The sequence below is a fragment of the Segatella oulorum F0390 genome (assembly GCF_000224615.1).
GTDB lineage: Bacteria > Bacteroidota > Bacteroidia > Bacteroidales > Bacteroidaceae > Prevotella > Prevotella oulorum.
This window is the reverse complement of record NZ_JH114216.1, coordinates 21,492-39,056: the sequence shown is the minus strand read 5'-3', so window position 1 is coordinate 39,056 and position 17,565 is coordinate 21,492. Positions and strand designations below refer to the sequence as shown.

Here is a 17,565-nt window from a genome sequence, read left to right as displayed (position 1 = left end):
GTTCTTGCTGTGTTTTATTGCTTTTTTGCCCAGGCAAAGCGTTGTTTGCCGTAGTGGTCTTGGGTGATTTCGACATCGTAGAAGGGGCCTTTATATAATAAGGTGTAGAGCGCATCGGCATGGAGTGGGTTGATTTCAAACGCCAACAAGCCGTCGCTTTTGAGTTGTTTTGCGGCAAAGTCAGCGATGGCTTGGTAGAAAAGCAAGGGCTGATCGTTGGGCACAAAGAGTGCCGTTGCGGGTTCGTGGGCCCACACCTGTGGTGCCATGTCGGCCTGTTCGCACTCGCAAATGTAGGGTGGATTGGAGACAATGAAGTCGTATTGTGGGCTGTTATCGGCATTTTCGGCAGCCAAGAGGGCGTCTTGGAGCACGAAATCCACCTGTGCGCCTAAGTAATGTGCATTCGCTCGTGCGGTGAGCAGCGCATCACTTGAGACATCCCACGCGTGCATTGCTACGTTATCGAGGGCGAGTGCCAAGGTGATTGCAATGCAACCGCTGCCTGTTCCGATGTCTAATCCGTGGCGAAGTGCAGGCGGTTGCAGGGCGCAATAGGGCTGATTGGACAACGAAATGAGGCGTTGGCAAAGCTGTTCTGTTTCGGGTCGGGGGATGAGCACGTGGGGATTGACGATAAATGGGCGGCCACAAAACCAAGCTTTCCCCAACACATATTGCACAGGTTCGCCGTGTTTCAATCGGTGCATGAGGGCTGAAAGCTGTTGCGTTTGCGCGGGGTTGAGCTTGTCAAGCGCACCAGTATAGAGGTCGGTGAGCGTGAAACCGAAGAGCGTTTCTAAGGCTAACCGCACCACAGCCTGCGCTTCGCGTGCATCATATTGCGGCAGAAGTTGTTGCCAAAGGCTTTTAAAAGTCATGACTCTGATTTAACTTTTGGAGTGCTTCCTGCCGCACTTCGTGCAGCATCGCTTCTGTTTGAGGGTCTAAAGTGGCCAAGACCTGCATGCGTTTGTCCTTGCGTTTGTCGGCGCATGCGGTGTCTAATTGTTCGATAATCTGCCCGATGGGTAGGCGTTTCAGCGCTTGTGAGGGGAGAAAACGTTGCTCGTTGTCGTCTAAAAGATTGGCCTCGACGATGAGTTGTGCTCCTTGCAGCCGATAAAGGGCATCGTTAATGAGGCGGATGGGGATGTGGGTTTGTTGTTTGAGTTCTACCGGCGAGGGCGCTTTTTCTCCCGTTTTGAAGCGGTTAATGATTTGTGTGATGACCAAAAGGGCAATATGCCGGCGGGTATGCTCGCTGATTTCGCTGGGCTTAATCATGTAATCATAGTTGTCAAGGTTTTGGCTCATGTAGCACAATTCGGTGCAAAACAGCAGGATATACCACGAGAGATGCATCCACAACATGAACAGAGGAAGGGCGGCTAATGAGCCATAAATGGCGTTATAGCTGGTGAGAAAGATTTGCGAATGCACGTAAGCCCATTGCAGCATAAGCATCAAAAGTGAGGCTAAAGCAGCTGGAAACAAGGCGTGAACTACCTTGACATGGGTGTTGGGCATGACGATAAAAAGGCCTAAGAAAATCATCATTTGGGCAAAGAACGGCAGAAACTGCACCAACACTTGCGAGATGGGCCCTAAGAAAATGAATTGTTGTAGCTCGGCGTTTGTGGTGTTGGCGATGATGCTCAGGCCCGATAAAATGATGAGAATGATGGGTACGACGAAGATCATCGATAGATAGTCTGACACGATGCGTCGTAGACTGCGTTTGCTTTTCACTTGCCAAATACTGTCAAACACTTGCTCAATGTTGTAGATGAGGCTGATGATGCTGCCCAACATAAAGAGGATGCCGATGCCAATGAATAGGCCTGTGCGGGCATGTTCTAAATAAGCGTTGGAGAAATGGATGATGAAATTGGCCACTTCGGGTTGGCTGTTGAGCCAGTCTTTCACCGAGTTTTCGATGTAGTTGGCTAAACCAAAGCCGCGACCGATAGCCAAAATGAGTGCAAAGATGGGCACGATGGCCAAGATGGTGCTAAACGAAAGCTGGGCGGCATAGTCGGAATGGCCGCGCTCAATGAATAGCTTTAGGGCAATATAGAGTTTGCGTAGCAGGGTGAGCAACAGGCGATAGCTGCTGCGTTGTACGGGTTGTTCCTCTAACCAAACCCCTGTTTTGAGGAAATATAATATTTTTTTTCTGTTGCGCTTCATGCTGCAAATATAACCATTTCCAGGGGAGTTTGCCCCTGTTTGAGATAAGAATTCTTATCATAGCTTGTTAAAAAGTGGGTAAACGTAAGCGTATGTTGCCTTTCTTCAGGGTTTATTCTGAAATAGGGGTATTGCTCATAAATATGAAGAGGTATTTCATTTTCACGGTTTCGCTTTTATGTTAAAGATTGGAATAAGACAATATTTCTCTCCATAACATATCATAAAATGAATAAAAGGTGGTATATTTGTGCATTGAATTGAATATAACAATATGGTTAAGACAACGATGGGAACAAAACTTCCCCGCAAATTGGAACAGAAAATGCAGGTGGTCGGCGAACAGATTAAACTTGCCCGTTTGCGTCGTAATTTGAGTATTGCGCAAATAGCAGAACGTGCTACGTGCTCTCCTGTTACGATTAATAGGATAGAAAAAGGGATACCAACGGTTGCTATCGGAATTTATCTGCGAGTGCTGTATGCTTTGCAGTTGGAGGATGATATATTATGCTTGGCACAGAAGGACGAAATGGGGCGAGCATTGCAGGATCTTGCGCTCAAACATCGTGAACGCGCTTCGAAAAAGGGGTGAATAAATGAACAGATTATTGCTGTATGGTGATTTCGATTGGTTGGAATCTCCAATGCTGATAGGTACACTTGGTTATGAATCTCTTCGTGGCTCAGACTCCTATTCTTTTGAGTTTGATAAGGAATGGCTTGCCAACTATGGCAGTATTTTTTTGAGTGCAGACATCAATAGCTATCCAGATCGACAGTACACGCAGCCAGGAAAAGATATCTTTGGTTGTTTTTGTGATGCATTACCAGACCGTTGGGGGAGAACACTTTTGAACCGTCGTGAGCAAATTCAGGCGAAAGAAGAGAGGCGTCCAGCAAGACATTTGTCTTCATTCGACTATCTTATTGGTATAGATGATTTCTCTCGTATGGGAGGTTTTCGATTTAAGGAAACACCAGCAGGTGCATTTATTAACAGTAGGGATAATCTTTGCATTCCGCCTATCACAGACATTCGCACCTTGGTTGTAGCCAGTAGGGAGTTTGAACGTAGTGAAGAAAGACACCTTATGCCTGAGAAGAAATGGATCAGGCAACTTGTTCATCCTGGAACATCTTTGGGTGGAGCTCGTCCTAAGGCTGTTGTAGTAGATGAAGAAGGAAGCCTTTATGTTGCGAAGTTCCCTTCACGGAAGGATGATTACGATGTAGCTTTATGGGAATATCATAGTCATCTGCTTGCTAAAGAGGCAGGTGTTGTGGCCGCTGAAACAAGAGTTATTCATTCTGGTGATACGTATCATACGTTTCTATCGAAGCGTTTTGACCGCACTGTAGAGGGTAAAAGGATCCACTTTGCATCAGCAATGACATTATTAGGGCTTACAGATGGTTGTGATGCAGGGAGTGGAAACGGCTATCTTGATATCGTAGACTTTATTCTTCAGCATTGTTGTGATGTCAAGGAGAACATTCTTCAACTCTATCGTCGGGTTGCTTTCAATATAGCTATTGGTAATTGTGATGATCATTTCCGTAATCATGGTTTCTTGCTTACTCCAAAAGGATGGACTTTGGCACCGGCTTATGACCTGAATCCTACGCTTGGTACATATCAAAGTCTGCTTATCAACTCGTCAACGAATGAATCGAATTTACAAATTTTGCTGGACTCTTGCAAGGAGTATATGATTAACAAGGAAGAAGCCCAGGCAATTATCGGTGAAGTAATGATGGGTATCGAGCAATGGGAGGCTGTTGCTGTTAAGCTTGGTATAAGCAAACGTGAGATAGATATGTTTCAAAATATCTATAAGAGAAACAGATTATAGGTAATGTGTAGCATGTTTTGGTAATCTGTTGGATTTGTAATAATAGGAAGGTATAGCTATCTTGCTGTGATATAAAGGGATGTAATCAAAATGCTATTCTTACTTTTATCCGTTAACAGTAAGTGGAAAAGCGGCATGCGGATGAGTGGATTACAGCATGTTTTCATAGCATGTGGTGTATAATATATGACAGAATGTCGTGCATAGACGACAAAATGGCGGGTGCATAGCCTTGGTATCGGCTTTGCATCCGTATAGGAAAACAAAAGAAAGGAGTTTAAAGTATGACATTAGACAAATATACAATTAAAGCACAAGAGGCCGTTCAAGCGGGTGTTCAGGCTGCACAAGCTGCACAGCAGCAGAGTGTTGAGCCGATACATTTGCTGAAAGGAATCTTGGAGAAGGCGCAAGATATTACGCATTTCATTTTTCAAAAGCTTGGTGTGAATGCGCAAGCTGTTGACATGGCGTTGCACAATGAGCTGCAACATCTGCCGAAGGTCTCGGGTGGACAGCCCTATCTGAGCAACGATTCGGTGCAGGTGCTCAACAAAGCCGAGGAGCTTTCGCAGAAAATGGGTGACGAGTTTGTGTCGGTAGAGCCTATTTTGTTGGCCCTGATGCAAGGCAATCACACGGCAGGTCGCATTCTGAAAGATGCCGGATGCACGGAAGAAGGTGTGAGAAAGGCCATTGAATCGTTGCGCCAAGGGCAGCAAGTGAAATCGCAAAGTGGCGATGAAAACTATCAGGCACTTAGCAAATATGCCACTAATTTGGTGGAGAAAGCGCGCCAAGGTAAGCTCGATCCGGTGATAGGACGTGATGAAGAAATTCGCCGTGTGTTGCAGATTTTGAGTCGACGCACCAAGAACAATCCTATCTTAGTGGGCGAACCCGGAACAGGTAAGACGGCAATCGTTGAAGGATTGGCCGAGCGAATTATGAAAGGTGACGTGCCCGAAAACCTCAAAAACAAGCAGCTTTATTCGCTCGATATGGGTCAGTTAGTGGCCGGAGCAAAATACAAAGGTGAGTTTGAAGAGCGCTTAAAGGGGGTTATTAAGGAAGTAACCAATGCGCATGGTGAAATCATTTTGTTCATCGATGAGATTCATACGCTCGTCGGAGCAGGCGGTGGTGAAGGTGCAATGGATGCTGCAAACTTGTTGAAACCCGCCTTGGCTCGTGGTGAGTTGCGTGCCATTGGGGCGACCACTTTGAACGAATATCAGAAGTATTTCGAAAAGGATAAAGCCTTGGAACGCCGCTTCCAGATGGTGAAAGTCGACGAACCCGATGAGTTAGATGCGATTAGTATTCTGCGTGGTTTGAAGGAAAAATATGAGAACCACCACCATGTGCGCATTCAAGATGATGCTTGTATTGCGGCCGTTCAGCTGTCGGAGCGTTATATCTCTGACCGTTTCTTGCCCGATAAAGCCATTGACTTGATGGATGAGGCGGCTGCAAAGTTGCGTATGGAGCGCGACTCTGTGCCCGAAGAGCTTGATGAAATGGAGCGCAGTCTGAAGCAAAAGGAGATTGAACGGCAAGCCATTTTGCGCGAGAACGACACCGAGAAGATTGCATTATTGGAAAAAGAGATTGCCGAACTCAAAGATAAGGTGAATGCGTTTCGTGCTCGTTGGCAAGCACAGAAGGCCGAAGTGGATCAGATTTCGCAGTTGAAGCAGAAGAAAGAAGGACTGAAACTTGAGGCCGAACGTGCCGAACGCGAGGGAGACTACCAGCGTGTGGCCGAGATTCGGTATGGCGAAATGAAGCAGATTGATGACGATATTGCTCATCGTCGTGAGGAAATTCGTAAGCAACAGGGTGAGTCTTTGATTCGCGAAGAGGTGACTTCTGACGATATTGCCGAAGTGGTGAGCCGTTGGACCGGCATTCCTGTGAGCCGCATGTTGCAGAGTGAGCGCGACAAACTCTTGCATTTGGAGGCCGAGTTACACCGCAGAGTGATTGGACAAAACGAGGCTATTGAAGCCGTTTCGAATGCTGTTCGTCGCAGTCGTGCAGGACTGCAAGACCCTAATCGCCCCATTGCGTCGTTCATTTTCTTGGGGACAACGGGTGTAGGTAAAACCGAATTGGCAAAGGCTTTGGCCGAATACCTCTTCAATGACGAGAACATGCTGACACGTATCGACATGAGTGAGTATCAAGAGAAGTTCAGTGTGACGCGTCTTATCGGTGCACCTCCAGGATATGTGGGCTATGATGAGGGTGGACAATTAACCGAAGCTGTGCGCCGTAAGCCGTATAGTGTGGTGCTTTTCGATGAGATAGAGAAAGCCCATCCCGATGTGTTCAACACCTTGTTGCAGGTGCTTGACGACGGAAGGTTGACGGACAACAAAGGTCGTTTGGTGAATTTCAAGAACACTATCATCATCATGACGAGCAACGCAACGCGCGAACAGCTCACGAAGTTGATGCGTCCCGAGTTCCTTAACCGCATTGATGACATCATCACTTTCCACGCTTTGACGAAGGAGGAGATTGGTGAAGTGGTTGAGTTGCAAATGAAACGCGTGCAGAAAATGCTTGCTGCACAGGGTTTCACCTTGCATTGGACGAAGGAAACGATTGATGATTTGGCTGAATTAGGCTATGATCCCGAGTTTGGAGCACGCCCCGTTAAACGTGCCATTCAGGACTATGTGCTCAACGATTTGAGTCGCAAAATCCTCGAAGGCAAGGTGGGTAAAGAGATTACCTTGGGGCATATTGAGGCCTAATGGCTTCGAAAGGGTTTAGAAAGACAGATGAATTCAACCTACATAAATGATGGGAGGGTATGTCAGAAAAGGGCATATCCTCCTTTTTTTATATGCGTTCAATCATCATATTGTCCCGTTTCGTGTTACAATAAAGATAAAACGAAGCCTTGAATGCAATGTTTGGTGTTTATTCTACGGAAAGGATTTGCTTGAGATCTGTTTGCAAATTCTCTATTTCCAAATAGCCATTGATGGGAAAAGCTTTATCAAGGATGTCAGTTTTGAAAGCAATACCAGTCCCTTTGCACAGCAAAGTACCGATATGGAGCGTTAACTTGTAGATTTGATGGCCTTGTATATGAAGATAAGCCTCTTCTTTTTTCAGATTCTCATTCGTCATGTTTGCAGGCGGTTGCAAGCTCTTGAGTGCGTCAGCAAACAACTTTTTTACCTTTTCAATATAGGGCTTTCCGTTATCTTCTAACTCTTTTCGATTCGGTTGTAGGGGCAGACATGCATTAAACTTGTGGATATTCCATTGTTGATTCAGACTTGGCTCTTGGCTATCATGCACAAGATATAGAAGTGGTAGATAAAGAACAATGGAAAGATTTTTGAGAAAAATGCTAAAATCGAATCCCGGATTTGGAACTTTTGTGTGATATCTATGCTGAAGATGTTCTGCTTCACAAAGATGATTTTCCCAAGAGTATGTATATGTTTGAGCAATTCTATTTTCTGCAGTGAGCCCTTCTTCTCTTTTTAACAGACGCAAGTCGCTATCTATACAAATGAAGAAACGTTTCGTCAGGTAAGGCTTATAGCGAAGACATTGCTCGCATCCTCTTGCATCAGCCCCGTTATTATTCTTGGAATAGGTAATGTAATGATATTTTGATGGATATGCGTTTTGCAACTGATAATCCCAGAAAGGAATATCCTCTTTAGCTTCTAAATGCACAACAGCCTTGATGTTTCGGTAGCGCAATGGAAGATTATTATAGTATTGTGCTTGGTCTTCGATGTTGCTCATGTGGCCATTACTTGACTGGAGTTGTTACCTCTTCCATATAGATAATCTTGTTTCCCCATCCATCTCCAAAGATACTTGGAGAATGAGTCGTGATGAAGTACTGAGCATTAGGGTTGAGCTTCACCAAAAGGTTGATGAGTTCAAATTGCCAACTGATGTCAAGTGAGTTCTCGGGTTCATCAAGTAGCACGTAAGAGTCCTTTTCTTCCAACAGAAATACACGGAGTAGGATGAGGAGGATTTGCTTCTCTCCAGAAGACAATGCATGGAGAGGAATTATCGTTTGATCATGAGAAATGATATTGAACTTATTTCCTTCAATCTCGATATGCTTACCAGTTTCTTTCAACAGTCCGTTGATAGCTGTGCAGAAATTTCCAATACGTGCTTTCATCTCTGCTTGTTTCTCAGCAGGAGCATCAATCATCGCCATGCGTTGGTACATCATTGAAGGCCCGGTCTTCATGTCAAACATATAAAATTCCAAATCCTGAGTCAAAGCATTGGCAACTTTTCGTCCGTCGCGTATGACGATATTATCGATAGAAGGCACATATACGACCCGGTTTTTATCCTCAACTTTTTCAATGGCCATCTTGTTGATTTCATCTAATAGGGTGGTTTTCCCACTACCATTGATGCCAACGATGATATTGATATCTTCGTTAGTCGTGAAGCGAACATCGTACTTTCCCCAAAGGCGGGTCGTGATTTCTTTCATCTTTGCGTATGGCATAATGTCTAATCTTTGGCATGCCCATGACGTAATGAGCACATGTATCATGAACAATATGTGGACAAAGATAAACAATTTCTGTTATAATGATGGGTAGCTGGAGCCGTTTTTCTTCATCTTTATGATGTCTGATGGCCACTTTCCCGCCTAAAAGGCGAATGGTTTATCCGAGCAAAGGTGCTGATGTGGTTCTCACATCTGTTTGCATTTTTTACTTAACAAGAAATGATTTAAATCAAAAAAATGGGCAGACCAACCGTGTTTGATAGGCTTTTTCTGCGCTGAAGGGGTATGCAGGAAGTATCTTTGTAACATTTGGATTATCGTTTGTTGTTTTTGTTTTTGCGCATGTAGGTAGCATCTGACATGAACACAGTGATGATTTGCATCTGTTATTTTTAAGGAAGTGAAGTAAAACGTCAATCTTTATTGCCATCGCAGCAAGCATAAATAGATGACGACGAGGATTGTTTTTTATAAAGACCAAACGGTATGAAAGAAAATATTGTCAGCAAGTATCGCCATACGGCACTCTTCTATCTTTTGAGTACACTTATCCCGTGGGCTTTTTGGTTCGCAGCCAGTTATGTAAGTCACCATCTTATTGACGCGGAAAGTGCATGGGTAGCCCCTCTGTTGGGTCTGATAGGACTTTGTTTTCCGATGGTTTTAACCCTCATTTTAGTTTTTAGGAGTGGCACTTTGCGAAAGGATTTCTTGGGTAGATTCTTGAATTTGTCGCCCAACAAGTGGTCCTATTACCTCGCGGCTTGCCTGTTGATGCCTGCAAGTATTCTGTGTGCCATGGCAATATCGTTGCTCTTTGGCTATAGTCCGTCCCAGTTTATCGTAACAGGTCATTATACATTCACCTCGGGTGTCTTTCCCGTATGGTTTCTGCTTATCCTTGCACCTACGCTCGAAGAACTTGCATGGCATGGTTATGGCACCGATAGTTTGCGTTTACGAATGAACCTTTTTAAGACCTCTATCGTTTTTGCTGCCTATTGGGCTGTGTGGCATTTCCCCCTTGCCGGTATCAAAGGCTACTATCATGCTAACGTAGTGCATGAAGGATGGCTATACAGTTTGAACTTCATCGTCAGCATTTTTCCATTTGTCATTCTGATGAACTGGCTTTATTACAAAACCAACCGTAACGTTCTCGTGGCAATCGTGTTCCATATCACAGCAGGATATTTCAATGAAATATTCTCTACCCACCCCGATAGCAAGTGCATTCAGACCCTTTTGTTGCTTGCACTCTCTGTCATTATCGTGTTCAAGGACCGCCAACTCTTTTTCAATTGCGCTCATTTTGTAGCGACGAATGAATAGTTTCAATCTACATCAATGATGGGAGGATATGTCAAAAAAGGCATATCCTCCTTTCTTTTGTACCTATTTCTCGTGCAATATAGTGCATTTTCTCGTGCAATATAGTAGAGTTTTCCGTATAATATAGCGCAGTTTTCTGTGCAATATCGCAGTGTTTTGTTGGTGAAGTGGCATGATGGGTTATCAACATCGAGTTAATAAATGCTAAATAGTATGGTGCATATCAAAAAAAGAACTACATTTACCCCGCCTGAACGACCGCTTAAGAAGTTGTTAACATGAAATTCTTTTAAGAAAGAGCGCATGTAAAACCAATGGAAAAGCTATTCAAAGGCGCTAAAACAGTCATAAAACAGCAAAAGATATTAAAAATCTTCCTTTACAAATGGGTGCAGATGTGCAAGCTATGGGACGGTGCTTTCAGTGCATCCTGGTAGGTGCTGGTGAGAACTTTTAGCAGAATGAAACGTCAATAAAACTTTTATATATTACTTAAACTTAAACAGATGAACAGTTATCAACAACGAAGTAAGACCGCAGTAGGCAGGCTTTTGCTCGCGCTGCTGCTGCTCATTCCACTCGGTGTGAATGCGCAAAGTGTGACAACCATTACCGGTTTAGTGAAAGATGGACAGGGAGAGCCGCTCATTGGCGCCTCGGTGGTGCAGAAAGGCACGTCGAACGGTACAATAACCGACCTTGATGGACATTTCAAAGTGCAGGTGCCTGCAGGCGCGACCTTAGTCATTAGCTATGTGGGGTTCAGCGAAAAAGAGGTGAAAGCGGCCCCCAATCTTTCGGTAACGCTGCAAGATAAGGCCAAAGCCATCGACGAAGTGGTGGTGGTGGGCTATGGCACACAGAAGAAAGCCAACCTCACCGGTTCGGTTTCGCAGGTGAAAATGAGCGATGTTTTGGGCGATCGTCCAATGGTAAATGCTGCGGCTGCGCTGCAAGGAGCGATGCCGGGATTGACCATTGGCGGCGGTTCAGGACCGGGATTTGCAAAATCAATGAATGTGCGTGGCACGCTTTCTATCAACGGAGGCGCACCGCTTGTGCTCATTGACAATGTGGAAGGCGACATCAGTGCACTCAATCCCGAGGACATTGAGCGTGTGACGGTGTTGAAAGACGCTGCCAGTTCGGCCATTTATGGTGCGCGTGCTGCCGGTGGTGTGATTTTGGTAACTTTGAAACGCCCCAACGCCAATGCCCGGTTTACGGCCAATTACAACTTTAATGTGGGCTGGGAACAGTCGCTCAACCATTTGCAACAGGCATCGCTGATGGAATATTTGGATGCCTATCTCGAAGCAGGCTACTCCAATTCTTATTGGGCGGGTAACGGCGAAGTGAGCAAATGGCGCAACTATCTGCAACAATATCAGCGCGACCCAGCATCGATTGCCACCGTGGGCGACGGCATCTTTAAAGACACCGATGGCCGCGTTTACTGGCTCTCGGAAAAGAATTTGGCCAAGAACATTCTCACTACGGGTGCCATTACCAATCACAATCTAACGGTTTCGGGCGGTACCGGTACGTTGCGTTATCGTCTTTCGGGCAGCTTAAGTCGTGAGAATGGGCCGTTGGTGACTGATAAAGACATGTTCCGCCGCAAGACTATCAGCGGCTTTGTTGCAGCCGATGTGCAAAAATGGTATACGCAAGAGGCCACTTTCACCTATACTAATTCCACGCAACAAGCGCCCCAGAACATTGGTAACATGAACGGTTTCTATTCAACCCGTCTCATTAACTACTATCCCGAGGGACGTATTCCGGGTTCGATTTTAGGCATTCAAGAAGATTTGCCTTCGCAAACGCCGCTCAATATGCTCACGTATGCGCCCACTTCGTTGGTTGAGAAATCCATGCCACGGGTGTCGTTGCGTGCCATTTTCCGTCCGCTTCAGGGTTGGCATATCACAGGTGAATATACTTATGACCGTCTTGATGAGCATCAACAGTTTTATTCCGGGCGGTTTAGATTTGCTGATGCCCAGCTTGCTGCAAAATATTCTACCGAGAGGGGACAGGATTTCTATCGCATGTATGACGCCACCACAAAATACAATGCTTTGAACCTCTTTACCAATTATGAGTGCAAATGGGGCGAGCACGCGTTTAAAGTGATGGCGGGTTTCAACCAAGAGAAATCCTATTATCGTTATTTTTATGGCAATGTGTTGGCACAAGCCGTGCCCACTGTGCCTTCGTTTGCTGGCGGAACCGGTGAGAAAACCATCATTGATAAGTATTCAGAATATGCCATTCGCAGCGGTTTTGCGCGTTTGAATTATGCCTATTTAGACCGCTATCTGTTAGAGGTAAACGGACGTTATGATGGCTCTTCGAAGTTTCCTAAGAACCATCGTTTCGGCTTTTTCCCCTCTGTGAGTGTGGGTTGGCGCATGGGTCAGGAGGCGTTTATGACGTGGTCGCACAACTGGTTGGATGATTTGAAATTCCGTTTGTCCTATGGTTCGGTGGGCAACCAGCGCATCAGTCCTTATCAGTTCACGCCCATTATGAGCGTCAACAGCAGTGGCACCTATATATTAGATGGTGAAAGCAAGACCACTTACATCACCTCGCCAGGCTTGGTGAGCCGCAATTTCACGTGGGAGAAGGTGACAACGTTTAATGTTGGCTTCGATTTCTATGCCTTCAAGAATCGTCTTACTGCCACGTTTGATTGGTTTGACCGCCGCACAACGGGCATGTTGGCTGCCGGAATTGAAATTCCCAAGGTGGTGGGCACGTCGGCACCGTTGCAGAATGTGGCCAACATGAAGAACAGAGGGTGGGAACTCAATGTGACATGGCGCGACAAGATTGGAGCGGTGGACTATCACATAGGGTTCAATCTCTATGACAGTCAGGCCGAAATCACGAAGTTTAACAATGAGTCGCGCTTGCTTTCCGACTACTACGTAGGGCGGAAGGTTGGCGAAATATGGGGCTATGTGGCCGATGGTTATTATACCCTTGACGACTTTAACGAAGCCGATGCCCGGCATAAAACCTGGACGCTGAAGCCTGGTGTGACGAAGATTAACGGAGCAAACCCGCAACCTGGCGACATGAAGTTTAAGGATTTGCGTGGCGATGGCGTCATCAATGCCGGCGACAACACCGTTGACAACCCCGGCGACCGCAAGATTATTGGTAACGATGCCGCCCGCTATCAGTTTGGTGCAAACCTTGGTGCGAGCTACAAAGGTTTCAGTTTAGACGTGATGTTGCAGGGCGTTGGCAAGCGTGACTATTGGCTTGGCGGTGCAGCGCTGTTCCCCTTTGGCGGTGCTGGCGCAGGTGATGCCGTGTTCCAAGCGCTCTATGCCAACCAAACCGACTATTGGCGGGCAAAGAGCTATGACCCTGCGAGCCCCGACTATATGCAACCTGTGAATCCCAACAGCAAGCTATTCCGCATTTATGACCAAGGTAACAATGTGGGTTCCAACACGCGGGTGAGCGACAAATATTTGCAAAATGCAGCCTATCTGCGCATCAAGAACATTACGTTGGCCTACACCTTACCTAAAATATGGGTGAGACGTGCGATGTTGCAAGATGCCAAACTCTATGTTAGTGTAGAGAATTTAGCCACTTTCAGCCATCTTCCCAAGGGTTATGACCCCGAAGGAACGGCTGCATCAACCACGGCCAATGCCTTGAGCAACGGTATTTCGTGGGGCTATCCCTATTATCGCACCATCTCGTTGGGTGCCAGCATTACATTCTAATCTAAAAAATATTCTTATGAAAAAGATAATAACAGTCGTCGTGCTCGCAGCCACCGTGCTCACTGCTTGCAACGATAGTTTCTTGGAAAAATACCCTTTGACCGACCTCACCGAAGAGAATGCTTTCAAAGAATACGACAACTTCAAGGCGTTTATGAACCCTTGTTATGAAATGTTTACCAACACCACCATTCGCACAAGCATCAACAGCAGTTACATGCAGGCTCAGTTTACCGGTGATTGGTATGGCGGTTTGGTCACACACCGCGATAATGCCCGCAATCCCTACGCTTATGAAACCATCACAGCGACGGCCGATGGGGGCGGATGGGACTTTGACTACATCCGAAGAATAAACATCATGATGAGCCATTTGAACGATGGTGCCCTCACGTCTGCACAGATAGCGCATTGGCGTTCGGTGGGTTATTTCTTCTCTGCCTATTGGTATATGGAGCTCATCGACCGCTTTGGCGATGTGCCTTGGGTGACAAAAGTGTTGGATGAGAGCAATCCCGAGAGCTACGGTCCGCGCACTCCGCGTGCTGTGGTGGCCGATAGCATCATCGCACGCTTGGAATATGCCGCCACACACATCGGTAATTTCAACGATGGCGACAACACCCTCACAGCTAATGCCGTCAAGGCGGCACTCTCACGCTTTCTGCTTCGTGAAGCCACATGGGCGAAATACCATGGACTGAATGAGCCTTTTGAGGCCTATCTGCACCGCTGTATGGCCGTTTCACAAGAATTGATGGATGCTTATCCTACGCTCTATCAAGGTGAGGACGCCCATCATACGCCTGCAACGGGATATGGTGAGCTGTGGACGACGGAGAATCTGAAAGGTAAGCCCGGTGTGATTTACTACAAGTCGTTTGTGAACAACGTGTTGATGAATCGCTACAACGATTTCGAACACATTGCTGCTAACGCTGCCGATGTGCCGCAATACACTGTTGATTTGTTTCTCATGCAAAACGGATTGCCCATTGCCAATGCCGCTTCGGGCTATCAAGGTGGGCGTGGCAAGGATATGTGGGGCACCTTTGCCGACCGCGATCCGCGCTTGTATCAAAACATTCAGCCGCCTTATGTGGTGGCACCCAACAAGCAAGTGCCCGACAATGTCAACACCTTCCGCACATGGAAGTTTCTGCAAGCTGGCGACAACAACCAAGGACATGTGGTGACAGCGGCCGAAGCTGCGAAATATCGCTATTACATTGATTACATGGGCGCCAACGAAAAATGCGTGCGGGGTGGTGCAGCCGGTGGAGAAGGTATGAAACGATGCCCCGGACAAAACTGGGGAGCCGCACTAACACCCGTGAGTCCCAACCTCACTACCGACGCACGCGTGCCCTATATGCGTTGCCGCACGGGCTATTATTTCTGGAAAAACTACGACTTATGGGAGTTCTCCACAGGCTCATCGGCGTTCTGTACGGCCGACAAACCCATCTTCAAGATTGAGGAAGTGTTGCTCAACTATGCTGAGGCGGCTTGGGAGTTGGGGCTGTTCACGCAGGCAGTGGCCGACAAAACCATCAACAAACTGCGCGACCGAGCAGGTGTGGCTCACATGGTTGTTGCCACCATCGACGACAATTTCGACCCTCATCGCGACCGCGGTACGGCACCCTGGTGGACAGGTCACGGTGGAAAGTTTGGCAACTATAATGTCGATCCCGTGTTATGGGAAATTCGCCGCGAGCGTCAAATCGAACTCTTTGGTGAGGGTTTTGCTTTCTACGATGTGCGGCGCTGGGCGAAAGCGGCCTACTATGTCAACCGACAGCCTTGTGGACTATGGACCACCGCCACGCAAAACATCTATGCACCGCGTGCCAATGCTTACACGGGGCAGTTTGTAGATTACGACGAAATCAGCACCAATGGCAAGGCTGCTGCCGAGAACAACAGCGCCGGAAGTGGCTGGATTTACACCTATGAAAGTCCGCTTGTGCACGGCGGGTGGCTCGATACCTATTATTTGAGTATGGTGCCCACAAGCCAGATTGTGCTCAACAAGCAGCTCACGCAGAACCCCGGTTACAATGAACTTTTCGGATTAAACAATTAAACGAACAATGAAAACATTTTCATCGCTTTGGCTCACGCCGGCAGCATGGTTTGCCCTGTTGCCAGCGCAGGCCGCAAAAACCACGAAGCCCAACATCCTCTACATCATGTGCGACGACATGGGCTATGGCGATTTGGGCTGCTATGGACAGCCCTACATCCTCACACCCAACATCGACCGCATGGCTTCCGAGGGTATGCGCTTCACTCAGGCCTATGCCGGAGCACCTGTGAGCGCACCGTCGCGGGCGTGTTTCATGACAGGGCAGCACAGTGGGCACACCGAAGTGCGCGGCAACAAGGAATATTGGGATGCACAGCACACCGTGAAGTATGGCCAAAACACCGACTTTGCCGTTGTGGGGCAACATCCCTACGCCCCCAACCACATCCTTCTGACCGAAATCATGAAAGCCAACGGCTATCAGACGGGTATGTTTGGCAAGTGGGCGGGCGGCTACGAAGGGTCGGTTTCCACACCCGACAAGCGTGGCGTCGACGAGTTCTTTGGCTACATCTGCCAGTTTCAGGCCCATCTCTACTACCCCAATTTCCTCAACGCCTACAGCCGAGCGCAAGGCGACAAGGGCGTGAGGCGCGTGGTGTTAGACGAGAATATCGCCTATCCCATGTTTGGTGACGACTATCACAAGCGTACAGCCTATTCGGCCGACCTCATTCATCACCGCGCTTTGCAATGGCTTGAGGCGCAAACGCCCGGTAAACCCTTCTTTGGAGTGCTCACCTACACACTGCCTCACGCCGAATTGGCACAGCCCAACGACTCGTTGGTGGCGTTCTACAAGAAGCGGTTCTTTGTCGATAAAACCTGGGGTGGACAGGAATCATCGCGCTACAACGCTGTGGAGCACACCCATGCGCAGTTTGCTGCCATGATAACCCGTTTGGATGCCTACGTGGGCGAGATTATGGCGCTGCTTAAACGCAAAGGGCTTGACGACAACACGCTCGTGATTTTCACCAGCGATAACGGCCCCCACGAGGAGGGAGGTGCCGATCCCACGTTCTTCAATCGCGATGGAAAGCTGCGCGGACTCAAACGACAATGCTACGAGGGCGGCATTCGAATTCCGTTCATTGCCCGTTGGAAAGGCCACATCGCAGCCGGGCAAGTGAATCCGCTGCCCTTTGCTTTCTACGACCTCATGCCCACGTTTAGCGAGTTGGCCGGTGTGAAAAACTGTGCCCAACGCTATCGCAACCGTCGCTTAAAAACCGACTATTTCGACGGACTTTCCATCGTACCAACGCTCCTTGGGCACGATACCGCACAGCAACGCCATCCCCATCTCTATTGGGAGTTTGCCGAAACCAACCAGATTGCCGTGCGCCGAGGCGATTGGAAATTGGTGGTCATCAAGGGCGTGCCCCATCTCTATAATCTCGAAACCGATTTGCACGAGGACCACGACCTCGCCGCCGAGCACCCCGATCTTGTGCAACAACTTGTTAACATCATCTATCAAGAGCATGTCGACAGCCCACTGTTCCCCGTCACACTGCCGCCGAAGTCGGTGCAGTGAATGTGTTTAGCAACCGAAAGCCCCTGCTCAACAAACTTGAACAGGGGCTTTTTTAGGGCAATTATCTGCCGTCATGTGGCCAGCCTTTGAGTGTTTTTATTACAATTTGTTTTTTATCTCCCAAAAAAGTATTACCTTTGCCGCCGAATTAAGCAGAAAGTGTTTGTATGCAGACGAAAAATAATTTTTCAAGCAGTGTAAGTTTTAACATCTTTTATTTGGTAGAACCAAATAAAAGTGTAACACACACACACACACACACACACACACACACA

General features: G+C 47.3%; 11 protein-coding genes. 7 read left to right on the top strand and 4 right to left on the bottom strand.

The genetic code is table 11. The annotated features are described in order from the left end of the window. Positions 1-14: 14 nt before the first annotated feature. The gene (gene prmC / locus HMPREF9431_RS06645) at positions 15-881 is read right to left on the bottom strand and encodes a peptide chain release factor N(5)-glutamine methyltransferase (protein WP_004380426.1); all 867 of its coding nucleotides are present in this window, start codon (positions 879-881) and stop codon (positions 15-17) included. Continuing rightward, positions 871-2,193, bottom strand: a complete 1,323-nt coding sequence (locus HMPREF9431_RS06640) for a YihY/virulence factor BrkB family protein (protein ID WP_004380425.1) — start codon at positions 2,191-2,193, stop codon at positions 871-873. Before HMPREF9431_RS06640 ends, prmC begins: the two co-directional genes overlap by 11 nt. A gap of 274 nt (positions 2,194-2,467) precedes the next feature. On the opposite strand from HMPREF9431_RS06640, the gene HMPREF9431_RS06635 reads away from it, so the two are divergent. The 3 genes from HMPREF9431_RS06635 to clpB all read left to right on the top strand — a co-directional run bounded on the left by HMPREF9431_RS06635 (position 2,468) and on the right by clpB (position 6,814). Next, positions 2,468-2,788 (top strand): helix-turn-helix domain-containing protein, encoded by a 321-nt coding sequence (locus HMPREF9431_RS06635; RefSeq protein ID WP_025069892.1) that lies wholly within the window; start codon positions 2,468-2,470, stop codon positions 2,786-2,788. Positions 2,789-2,792: 4 nt separating this feature from the next. Beyond that, positions 2,793-4,049 carry a type II toxin-antitoxin system HipA family toxin gene (locus tag HMPREF9431_RS06630; RefSeq protein ID WP_004380423.1) on the top strand — a complete coding sequence of 419 codons (1,257 nt, stop codon included), beginning with the start codon at positions 2,793-2,795 and terminating at the stop codon, positions 4,047-4,049. A gap of 284 nt (positions 4,050-4,333) precedes the next feature. After that, entirely contained in the window at positions 4,334-6,814 is a 2,481-nt protein-coding gene (gene clpB / locus HMPREF9431_RS06625; RefSeq protein WP_004380422.1) for an ATP-dependent chaperone ClpB, read from the top strand. 169 nt (positions 6,815-6,983) lie between these two features. Here clpB and HMPREF9431_RS06620 read toward each other — a convergent pair whose 3' ends face one another. Further along, positions 6,984-7,829, bottom strand: a complete 846-nt coding sequence (locus HMPREF9431_RS06620) for a DUF4435 domain-containing protein (RefSeq protein ID WP_004380421.1) — start codon at positions 7,827-7,829, stop codon at positions 6,984-6,986. Between the two features lie 7 nt (positions 7,830-7,836). Then, a complete protein-coding gene (locus HMPREF9431_RS06615) occupies positions 7,837-8,565 on the bottom strand; it encodes an AAA family ATPase (protein ID WP_040561396.1) in 729 nt (242 codons plus the stop codon). Positions 8,566-9,057: 492 nt separating this feature from the next. On the opposite strand from HMPREF9431_RS06615, the gene HMPREF9431_RS06610 reads away from it, so the two are divergent. From HMPREF9431_RS06610 to HMPREF9431_RS06595, 4 genes are all read left to right on the top strand, one after another. Next, on the top strand, positions 9,058-9,903 hold the full coding sequence (locus HMPREF9431_RS06610) for a CPBP family intramembrane glutamic endopeptidase (protein WP_004380419.1): 846 nt from the start codon (positions 9,058-9,060) through the stop codon (positions 9,901-9,903). Positions 9,904-10,409: 506 nt separating this feature from the next. After that, positions 10,410-13,658, top strand: a complete 3,249-nt coding sequence (locus HMPREF9431_RS06605; RefSeq protein WP_004380417.1) for a SusC/RagA family TonB-linked outer membrane protein — start codon at positions 10,410-10,412, stop codon at positions 13,656-13,658. Between the two features lie 16 nt (positions 13,659-13,674). Continuing rightward, a complete protein-coding gene (locus HMPREF9431_RS06600) occupies positions 13,675-15,747 on the top strand; it encodes a RagB/SusD family nutrient uptake outer membrane protein (protein ID WP_004380416.1) in 2,073 nt (690 codons plus the stop codon). Between the two features lie 7 nt (positions 15,748-15,754). Continuing rightward, entirely contained in the window at positions 15,755-17,290 is a 1,536-nt protein-coding gene (locus HMPREF9431_RS06595; RefSeq protein WP_004380415.1) for an arylsulfatase, read from the top strand. Positions 17,291-17,565: the final 275 nt, after the last annotated feature.